The 10,808-nt window shown below is 44.8% G+C and carries 7 protein-coding genes; 4 read left to right on the top strand and 3 right to left on the bottom strand.

Annotated elements, in window-relative coordinates:
* Positions 1-41: 41 nt before the first annotated feature.
* Genes ACFQ2O_RS16365 through ACFQ2O_RS16375 form a run of 3 tightly spaced genes read left to right on the top strand, consistent with a single transcriptional unit; the run spans position 42 to position 5,912 of the window.
* Positions 42-2,945, top strand: a complete 2,904-nt coding sequence (locus tag ACFQ2O_RS16365; RefSeq protein WP_377530117.1) for a T9SS type B sorting domain-containing protein — start codon at positions 42-44, stop codon at positions 2,943-2,945.
* Between the two features lie 27 nt (positions 2,946-2,972).
* Positions 2,973-3,911, top strand: coding sequence for a PorP/SprF family type IX secretion system membrane protein (locus ACFQ2O_RS16370; RefSeq protein ID WP_377530121.1), 939 nt, complete (start codon positions 2,973-2,975; stop codon positions 3,909-3,911).
* Between the two features lie 18 nt (positions 3,912-3,929).
* Positions 3,930-5,912 (top strand): OmpA family protein, encoded by a 1,983-nt coding sequence (locus ACFQ2O_RS16375; protein ID WP_377530124.1) that lies wholly within the window; start codon positions 3,930-3,932, stop codon positions 5,910-5,912.
* A gap of 170 nt (positions 5,913-6,082) precedes the next feature.
* Here ACFQ2O_RS16375 and ACFQ2O_RS16380 read toward each other — a convergent pair whose 3' ends face one another.
* Complete coding sequence (locus ACFQ2O_RS16380; protein ID WP_377530127.1) at positions 6,083-7,270, bottom strand: PQQ-dependent sugar dehydrogenase; 1,188 nt, start codon at positions 7,268-7,270, stop codon at positions 6,083-6,085.
* Between the two features lie 162 nt (positions 7,271-7,432).
* Here ACFQ2O_RS16380 and ACFQ2O_RS16385 point away from each other — a divergent pair, with 162 nt between their 5' ends.
* Entirely contained in the window at positions 7,433-9,724 is a 2,292-nt protein-coding gene (locus ACFQ2O_RS16385; protein WP_377530131.1) for a TonB-dependent receptor domain-containing protein, read from the top strand.
* Positions 9,725-9,726: 2 nt separating this feature from the next.
* On the opposite strand, the gene ACFQ2O_RS16390 is transcribed toward ACFQ2O_RS16385, so the two are convergent.
* Both ACFQ2O_RS16390 and ACFQ2O_RS16395 read right to left on the bottom strand, forming a co-directional pair.
* Complete coding sequence (locus tag ACFQ2O_RS16390) at positions 9,727-10,341, bottom strand: DUF4136 domain-containing protein (RefSeq protein ID WP_377530134.1); 615 nt, start codon at positions 10,339-10,341, stop codon at positions 9,727-9,729.
* A gap of 63 nt (positions 10,342-10,404) precedes the next feature.
* The gene (locus ACFQ2O_RS16395) at positions 10,405-10,710 is read right to left on the bottom strand and encodes a hypothetical protein (protein ID WP_377530137.1); all 306 of its coding nucleotides are present in this window, start codon (positions 10,708-10,710) and stop codon (positions 10,405-10,407) included.
* Positions 10,711-10,808 lie beyond the last annotated feature (98 nt).

Here is a 10,808-nt window from a genome sequence, read left to right on the forward strand (position 1 = left end):
ATACACTTGCGCTTAGTACTACATAATTTACCCTTTACTATATGATTAGATTTTTACTACTGACCTTTCTAATGCTGATCGGCAGTTTTACAGTAAGCTTAGCCCAAGGCCCTATTCCAGATGCTAATGATGAGATTCTGGGCAAAGCAAGTATGTTTGCTGTATTGTCTTCAAATAATGTCACTAACACTGGAGCTACTGTCGTAATTGGCAACTTAGGCACAGGCACAGGTAATTTGATTGACAATGGCCAGCTTTCTGTAACAGAGAAGGAAATTCAAACTACTACTGCAAAGGTAGCACTATCAGATGCTACAGCTGCCTACGCAGAATTGTCAGCAAGAACCCCTAACCGCACACTAACAAGCTTTCCAAATTCCTTCGAGCCAGGAGTGCATGTAATTAACGGCAATGCAAATTTAAACGAAGCATTGAACGGTTCGATTGAATTCAATGGTAAAGGTAATCCCGATGCTAAGTTTTTTGTGATTGTAAAAGGCAACATGACCTATACTTTGCCTCCGGGAGGTATTACCAGCTTAAGAGTTGCTAATACAAACGGGGCTGAAGCTAAAAACATTTACTGGATTGTAGAAGGCAGTGTGAGTCTTGCAGGTATATCCTTGTTTCAGGGTAACATCATTGCCCAAAAAGATATAACCCTAAGGCAGCGTGTTTACCTGACAGGTAGAACCTTTTCCTTAACAGGAAATGTGAACCTGAATGGAAACCTGGTATTTCTGCCAAGTGTGATTCTCACAGACCTTAGCATTAAAAAAGTAGCAGAAGAAGGCGAATATACAGTAGGGGCAAACATCAAATATACTATTACAGTAACCAACTCCGGCCCCGGAACGGCAGAGAATGTTATAGTACAGGAGAATTTTCCAAGATCAGGGCTGGCATTTATCAGTGCTGAACCTGGCAAAGGAGTGTTCAAGGAGGATACAGACGGACAATACCGCTGGTACGTGGGTAATATGGAAAACGATGAAACAGCGGTCCTGATAGTAACCTTTAAGTTATTGGCGAATGGTACAGTGGAAAACCAGGTTATAATTGAGCCAAATCCAAATAACCCAGATCCTAACCCAGATGATAATACTGATACAGATCCAGTACCAGTTACTTGTAAAGATCCAGGTCTCACAATTTCTGGGGAGACAGATTTATGTGCAATTCCCAACGAGGTGGTTTATACCGTTACCGAAGTTGTGGGTGGCAAGTATACTTTCACGCTACCTGATGGCATAGAGCGTATCAGTGCAGTAGACGAAACCTCTAACGCTATCAGAGTTAGGGTAACCAAGCCGGGTGAGATTAAAGTTTCTGTACTAGATCAGTGTGGCCAAACTTACGAAACTACGCAAGCTATCACTGTTGCAGGTGTTCCTGTAACGCCTACTATTGAAGGTGACTTTGAAGTATGCGCTGATAGCAATAACCTAACTTACAGAGCCACTGGTGTAGCCGAAGGAGCATCACTCCGCTGGATTGCAACAGGTGTGACAATTGTAGGCCCTGACAATCAGAATTCTGTAGTTGTTAATGTAGGCAAAACAGGAGGAACACTTTCAGTTCAGATTACTAGCAAGTGCTCGATTGTAGGTTTACCTAAAGTTGAGCAGATTCAAGTTATTCAGGCTCCCGCTGCCCCTGCAAATATCTCAGGGCTAGCGGAGGTTTGTGAGGGATCAGAACAAACTTATACCGCAAGCGCAGTAACAGGGGCTTTAAGTTATACATGGGGCTTTCCTAATGACTGGGAAGTAGTGCCAGGCACTCCAGAAGACGAGCAGACTATAAGAGTTATTGTTGGAGCAACAGCTGGAAATATTAGTGTTAAGGCAATTGGGAGGGATTGTGGCCCGGGTGCACCTGTATCTAAAAACATCATTGTAAACAGTAAACCGCCAACGGTAAATATAAAAGGAGGGGGGAGCGCTTGTGTAGGAGGAAGACTAACAGTTAGCGTTGCACCAGTGGATGGAGCCACAGATTATATTTGGACAATCCCGGCAGGATGGTCATTGGTGAGCTACGGTGATAACAGACAGATACTTACAATCAAAGCAAATGATGATGTTGTGTCTGGGCAAATAACTGTTAAAGTAGTTACTGCGTGTGGATTTTCAGAAGATATATTCGAGATTCATCCTTTACCCAATCCAAATGTTCCGATAATTTCAGGGAACACTGAAGCCTGTGAGAACAGCCAACTAATTTATATGATCTCAAATCCGGAAGAGGGTATAAATTATGTGTGGACACTTCCTGATGGCTGGAGCTTTGCTTCTAATGTTAATAGAGGAACAAGTGTTAATGTTAATGCAGGTACATCTGGTGGCGCAATTTCTGTAAAAGCTATAAACCAGTGTAATAGCATCGATAGCCAGCCGCTGCAAGTAAATGTTGCTGCTCCACCCGTTATCCTTGGCCAAATCAAAGACAATAGCAACGTATGTGATGGGTTAACCTATTCTATTGAGCCGGTGCAAGGCGCTTCGGGCTACACTTGGAATGTGCCAGCTGGTTTCACTATCACATCCGGACAAGGTACTAACTCAATTTCGGTAACGGCTGCTGACCCTACAGCAAGAGGTACTGTATCAGTTGTGGCCATTGAAGGTGCTTGTAGCAGCCTCCCTGTTTCAGCTGAAATGGACGCATCTCTGGCAGATGGGAACCTGAATTTCCCGAAAGCATTTAGCCCAAATGGAGATGGCAGAAACGATACGTGGGAGATCAAGAATCTTGAGAAATTCCCTAACAACGAAGTGACCATCTTTAACCGCTGGGGATCTGAGATATATAAAAAGAAAGGCTATCAGAATGATTGGGCTGGAAAAGGACTTGAGCAGGGCACTTACTTCTATAAAGTAAGGGTAACAGTTTGTGATGGTGTTGTAAAAGAGTTTACCGGATACACTACTCTGTTCCGCTAAGCATTAGCTTAAATTTTAGAAATTCAGATGAAAATGAGAATATGTTACCTGTTGCTGGCGCTGTTGTTTACAACGGCAGCCAGCGCACAGCAGAATCCGCAGTACTCCCAGTATATTTTTAATAGTATGGCCATCAACCCGGCTTATACAGGGAGCAAAAATGTACTTAATATTAATGCTTTTCACCGGTCACAGTGGACAGGTGTGGATGGTGCACCTAATACACAATCCTTGTTAGTAGACGGTGTAGTGGCAAATGATAGATTAGGTCTTGGTTTAAATATTACGCGTGATGAGATAGGAGCACAAACTACATCAAGCGTGTATGCAAATTTTGCAGTTAAACTTCCATTAAGTGAAAATGCCGTGATTAGCTTAGGAATAGCACCTGGTTTAGTTCAGCATACTATAGATGGCAGCAAGTTTGGAATTATTGATGATCCATCTATCCCAACAAACAAGGATACAGACATAAAGCCGGACGTAAAAATCGGAGCCTATTTGCATACTAGCCGCTTTTATGCCGGACTCTCTGCTGCAGACCTGCTACAGTTTGATGATATGGAACAGGTAGAACCGGAGCGCCATTACTACTTTACTACAGGATATGTGTTTGATGTGAGCCCATTCGTGAAGTTAAAGCCAAGTGTGTTGATCAAAGAGGACTTCAATGCACCGAGCAATGTTGACCTGAATGCCTTTGTCTTGCTAGGGGAGCGCCTTTGGTTAGGTAGCTCGTACCGTACCAGCATGAACTTATTTAATGAGCCAGAAACGGACGCTGTAACCAAGCGTACTGCCGTTGCCTTTATAGGGGAATTACAAGTGTTGAAGCAGTTACGTGTAGGTTACTCTTACGATAAAATGCTGAATGGTTACAGCAACCAAAGCACACATGAAGTGTCAGTTGGTTATTACTTCTTTCAAAAGAAAGAGACCAAAATGCTTACCCCGCAGTACTTTTAATTAAAGCGCTTACACCCTATGAACTTTAGATATACACCCTTATATATAATTGCAGCAGCGATGCTTGGTTTTGCGCCGCTGGCACAAAGCCAATCGTTGCGCAAAGCGAACAGACTCTACGACAACTACCAATATGCCCTGGCGCTACAGGAGTACCAGGAGGTAATTCAGAAAAAGCAGCCGGACTTGGCAACAGCTGAGCGTATTGCTACATCATACCGCCTTACCCGCCAAAGCCAGGCATCTGAAAACTGGTACGGCAAAGTAGTGGCTATGGAAGGCCGTGATCCTATCAACCTGTATCATTATGCTGAGGCGCTGCGAAGCAACGGCAAGTATAAAGAGGCCAAAGAGCAGTATATGCAATGGGCTGAGGAAGTGCCTGAGCAAGCAGAGCGGGCACAAGCACTGATGGAGGCTACGGATCAAGCCCTGCGCTGGATGGGCCAGCCAGCTGTGGCTGAGGTTAAAACTTTACCAGCGTTAAGCACAGCTGGATTTGCTGATTTTAGCCCTATGCCCTATGGCAACAATAGCCTTGTTTTTACCTCAGATCGTGGGGTAAGTAAAGCGGGCAAAGAAGCAAAAATTTACGGCTGGACAGGTCGCCCATATTTACAACTGTTCATGGCACAGCAAAACGGCCAGGGAGAGTGGGGTAGCCCAGAAGCTCTGCAGGATGTGATTAATGAAGATTACCATAATGCCACCGCTTCTGCAGCAAAAGAAGGAGATAAACTATACTTTACCAGAACAAAATCAGTACCAGCACTTGGTAACGTAAATGCAGATCCTACCAGTTGGATAAAGAAAGACATTAATACAAATCAGGTCAACCGCCTGGAAATTTACTCTGCTGAAAAGCAAGGCGGTAGCTGGAGCAACATCCAGCCCTTTGCTTACAACAAAGTAGAAGAGTATTCAGTAGGACATCCCGCTTTGTCTCCGGATGGGCAGGTGCTATACTTTGTGTCTGATATGCCGGGCAGCCGTGGGGATACAGATATTTTCTATAGCACTCGTCAGGCAGACGGTAGCTGGGGAGAGCCAATTAACGCTGGAACAACTGTTAATACTACTGGGCGTGAGAGTTTCCCTTATGTTGATGCCAATGGCAAGTTATACTTTGCTTCTGATGGGCATGTGGGAATGGGAGGCATGGATATTTTTTCTGCAGAGGGAAACCTGGGCCAGTGGCGTGCAGTTAAAAACTTAGGCTACCCGCTTAACTCACCTAAGAACGACTTTGGTATCATGTTTACGGAAGCTGGTGAGCGAGGTCTTTTATCATCTAACCGCGACTCACAAAACGGAACAGAAGATATCTACGCATTTACAGTGCTACAAAAGCCTGTCGTATTAGCTATAACGACTGTTGGCCGTTTCCAAAACGACAAGAAGCGCACAGTGCAGGAACCACTTCCGGAGACAAGAATCCTGATGGCTAGAAAGAATACCAGCGATTCTACTGTTTTTGTGACGGATAAAGATGCGAAGTACTTTCTGGATGCTCGCACAGGGAACACCTACGTTTTCTCTGGCTCTAAGCTAGGATATCTGAAGATGGAATCTAGCGTGCAGGTGCCTGCAACCGCTCCTGATACGGTGCAGGTGGCATTAATCTTTGATAAGAACGAGATAGAGAAAGCCATCACACTAGATAATATCTACTACGACCTTGATAAATGGGATATCCGCCCGGATGCAGCAAAAGAGCTAGATAACCTGGTGACGCTGCTAAAGAATAACCCTAGAATTAAGATCGAGATGAGTGCCCACACCGATAGCCGTGAGAGCCAACAGTATAACCAGTTGCTATCGGAGAGAAGAGCGCAGGCTGCAGTAGACTATCTGGTATCGAAAGGAATAGATGCAAGCCGCTTAACGGCCAGAGGGTATGGTAAAACAAGGCTGGTAAACAAATGTGCAACCGGGGTTCAGTGCTCCGAAGCTGAACATCAGATGAACCGCCGTACGGAATTTACTATCAAGAAGAACTAAATTATTATTAGCTTTCATAGTTTGGAAAGGCTCTGCAGTTTCTGCTGAGCCTTTTTCTTTTATACTTAAGCTGCCAGAATCTTAATAGTATAGACTATCACTAAAAAAGCAGCAGGTCCAGTAGTATGTAGCTACTGGACCTGCTGCTTTTTTTATATCTGACTTTATACTTATTTTCCGGTGTGTGCAACGCGATAGATAACACCATTGTCATCATCAGCAATAAGCAATGAACCGTCTTTATGCATGGCCAAACCTACTACACGTCCAAACACTGCTTTATTGTCGTTTACCAGAAAGCCTGTTACGAAGTCTTCAATCTTAGTTGGCTGCCCATTCTCAAACCGAACCCGCACTACTTTATAACCTACAGGTTCGCTGCGGTTCCAGGAGCCATGCAAGGTAAGGAAAGCATCCTGCTTATACTCGGCCGGGAATTGAGAGCCTTTGTAGAACAAAAAATCCATTGGGGCGCTGTGTGCATCATACAGCATGGCCGGGAACTTGGTCTGCTTAGCATATTCTTCCCAACTCATACCATTGGGAGGTGAGTCTGCCAGGTTGGGTTTTCCATCTTCAAATACGTAAGGCCAGCCATAATTGCCACCGTCTACTATTTTATTCAGCTCTTCTTTTTGTGAGTCGTCTCCAAGCCAATCAATGCCGTGGTCAAAGCCCCAGAGTTCTTTTGTTTGAGGATGCCAGTCGAAACCGATAAAGTTGCGCAGGCCTTTGGCGTAAACGCGGCGACCAGAGCCATCAGGTTTCATCTGTACCAGTGTAGCATTTTCCTTGTGTGTTTCCTCGCAGGCATTACAGGTGCTGCCTACTTGTATATACATCATGCCATCAGGCCCAAACTCAATGGTGCGATCAGCGTGCTGGCCAGCTTCCGGAAAGCCTGTAGCTATCTGCTTTAATTCGCCTAATGATCCGTCCTTCTTTATATCAGCCGAATAGATATCGTTAACCGTCATCAAGTATGCTTTGCCATCGCGGAGGGCAATGCCGTGCATATCTTTTTTTGTGGCTACAATTTTCTTCTGGTCTGATTTTCCGTCGTTGTTGGTGTCGCGGAGCATGGTTACTGTTCCTTTATCACGGTCGGTAACATACACTGTGCCATCTGTATGCACAGCCATCATGCGGGGCTTGTTCAGGTTATCAGCAAATTTAGAGATTGTGAAACCTGCAGGTACTTTAAGCTGACGCACGCGCTCGTCGGTGGCGTCTACTTTGGTTGGCTTAAATATGTGGCCTTCATAAGAGGCAGAGATAGGCGGTTTAGTATCCTGTGCCCAGGCTGCCGAAAAAAACATAGCCATACCTATGGCTAGTGTAGTAGTTCTGATTTTCATAGTATAGTAGTATTAGGAGTGCAACTGTTTACACGTTTGTTCTTTGTTTAACCTGATTTGTAGTTTTTTGTTTCTCAGGTATCGTAAACAGCTACAGTGCCACTACTAAGTTTAAACCTTCCGACCCTTTCCGCGTTTTGACAATGAAATTCATTTTTGAGTATGATCAAAGCAATATACTACTACACCATCCTTCTTCTTATTTCTGTTTTACTACCCGTTACGCTGCAGGCGCAGGAATTAAGAGGTCGCGTACTAAATGCGCAGACCCAGCAGCCTCTACAGGGAGTTACAGTTAGTGTGGAAGGCAAAGCTTATACTTTAACTGGCGAAGACGGTTATTTTGAAGCGGCTCTAACGCGTGTGAATGCGCCTGTTATACTTTCTTATGTTGGTTTTGCCACCGATACAATCTTCTGGAGCGAAGCATATGATGGGTCCATCATAGAGGTGCTGCTGCGGTCAAGAGGTGCCGTATTGCAGGAAGTACAGGTGCGAGGTTACGAAACAAACCGACCCTTACTGCAAACAGCAGGAGCCATTAGCCTGATAGAGCGGGAGGTAATCACCAGGTTTGACGAAAGTTCTATTGTGCGTGCCGTTAACACAGTGCCCGGAGTACGCATGGAAGAAAGGGCGCCGGCTAGTTACCGCTTGTCCATTCGTGGTAGTAGCTTACGATCACCGTATGGCATCCGGAATGTGAAGCTATACTATGACGGTATTCCGTTTACAGAAGCAAACGGAACTACTGCTTTAAACTTGTTAGATGCAGCAAATATTGGAAGAATAGAAGTGCTGAAAGGGCCAACAGCAAGTATATATGGCGCAGGAACTGGCGGAGCGGTGTTGTTGGAGCCACGCCGAGCAGCACCCGGCGAAAGTTTTTTGGAGCTAGGCACTACCGTAGGTTCTTACGGGCTTATGAGAAATACTGCAACTATTGGCATAGGAGCAGAAAACAGTAGCATTTTGGTACAATACACGCGGCAAAAGTATGATGGCTACAGGCAACAATCCGCTATAGATAGAGATGTGCTGTTAATTTCTTCGCAGTTCAGGCCTTCGGACAAACGTACCATCTCAGCTAACCTGATCTATTCGAATTTATACTATGAATTACCGGGCGGTCTTACACAAGAGCAGTTTGAGCAAAATCCACGGCAGGCACGCGGTGGTCAGTTTGGGAGTGTAGCACAAAATGCGTCGCTTGATCTGGAAGGTATAAATGTGGGTCTGAAGCAGGCATATAGGTTTAACGACAGCTTCAGGAACACAACGGCTGTATACGGCCTGCATAAGTTTAAGGATAATCCTTTTAATACAGACTATGAGCGCAACGCTAACCAGGAGTTTGGGGGCCGCACAAGCTTTGTACTGGATGCAAACCTCGGAAGTATAGCCTCAACTTTTACCTTAGGAGGGGAGTTTCAGCGTGGGTTTGAAGTGGCCCGTACCTACGATAACAACGGGGGCACAACAGGCGCTCTTCGAACGGATGATGAAGTAGTATCAAAAGCAGGTTTTTTGTTTGCACAGGCAGAGTTTGAATTACCTGCTGACATTATTGCCACAGCTGCGCTTAGCCTGAACGACACTAGGTACGAAATAACAAGATTACAGCAGGTGGCTACCAGAAACTATACTTACAAGCGTAATTTTGATGCAGTGCTTTCGCCACGAATTGCCTTGTTGAAGCAGCTGACAGATAAAATCTCTATACACGCCAGCGTGAGTTCAGGATTCTCGCCACCCACCGAAGAAGAAATTCTGACATCAGACGGACAACTGAACGAAGACCTGGAAGCGGAGAAAGGTACCAACTATGAAGTAGGTATTCGCGGGTTTATGCTAGCCGACAGGTTAAGCTTTGATGTCGTAGGGTTCTACTTTAAACTGAACGAGACCATTGTGAGTCGGCAGGATGTATCAAGCGTAGCCGTGTTCCGCAATGTGGGCAGCACCGACCAAAAAGGCATCGAAACAAGTATTGGTTATACTATTGTAGATAAACCAGCGGAACCAATAAGCTTGCTGAAAGTATGGGGCAGTTATACTTACAGTCACTTCCGTTTTGAGGAGTACCAGCAAAATGAAGACAACTACTCCGGCAATGAGCTCACAGGCGTAGCACCGCATGCCGCCACAGCAGGCCTTGATCTGAGCACACGCTTAGGCCTGTACCTTAACCTGACGGCAACTTATGTAGATGAAATCCCGCTAAATGACCAAAACTCGATTTATGCAGCTAGCTATTTAGTGGCTGGTGCAAGGCTAGGTGTGAAACGGCAACTGGGAACACACTTCGGACTAGAAGTTTTTGGTGGCGTTGATAACGCAACAGACGAAAAGTATAGCCTGGGAAATGACTTGAACGCTTTTGGAGGCCGCTACTTCCAGGCAGCGCCAGACCGCAACTACTACGGTGGGGTTATGCTAAAGTATACTTTATAATATTAAAGTGTAGCGTCAGGAGTAGGCGGAAACTGCGACATGATGTTGGCTACTACCGTGCTAATTCTTAGCTCATCTACAGCAGTAGGGTCTAAGTTTGCGCTGGAAGTACCTCTCCACAACAGCTGGTTTGTTGTTGGGTCAATGATATCTATCACTACAGTACCTGGCGCATAGCTTTGTACGGGCCGATAATTTTCAAGGCCATTGGTAGTATAGCGGTAACGGTAGCCATACCAGTAGCTGTAACCATACCCCAAACCATCTGGGAAAGCATAACCCTGATTTTCTAGCTGCTTTGTGTCAACGGCAACATCATAAGCAATTAGTAAATCAGGGTTTTCAATGTTAGGTCTCATCCCGTCCTTCACTAATTCACTTGCCACAGCCTCTTTGATGCGTTGGTCCAGCAATAGGCTAAATTGTGCCCCTGCGCCACCTGCTACAGGTTTGGGTACCTCTGCTCTGTACCAGTCAAACGTCTGAAACTTTCTGAAATTTATAGCGGGGTTATAAGTATACTCCGTATCCGTTGCAATGCGTGCGCAACTTACTAGTGATAAAAGAAAGAGAAAGTACAGGGGGCTTATTTTCATCGCGTCCAAATTAAATGGCATTAGCTCTATATTAACGAGGTATACGGATGATGTATTGCAGCGGCTGTAGGTATACCTGCTAAGTTAACGGAGACGGTAAAGCCTTCGTTTTGGTTGAGCTTGTTCTTGTTGTACCCAAGCTGTAAGCTCTTCGCTCATACTTTTGTTGCTAACTTGTTCTGTAGTATCAGATGCTTCTTGTGTTGCTGCCTCTTCAAGAGCTGGAACAGCTTCTTCTTTTGAGGCGGTGGTAGTGGTTTTTTTGCTGGCAGGGTTGTTAAATTCTACATAATGCAGCGCGAGTGTGTTTGCCGTAATCTGTGCGTAAACTACAGGAGCTTGTATAGAAAATATAATAGATGAAATAGCAACTAGAATCGCTTTATTCATGTGGTGTGTTGGATTAAGAATAGATGCTTTATTATGCTACAAAGGTATGTAAATTAAGTATGTTATATATTATATATTAATTTTAAAGTTTACGAATA

This window comes from Pontibacter rugosus, assembly GCF_042678745.1.
GTDB lineage: Bacteria > Bacteroidota > Bacteroidia > Cytophagales > Hymenobacteraceae > Pontibacter > Pontibacter rugosus.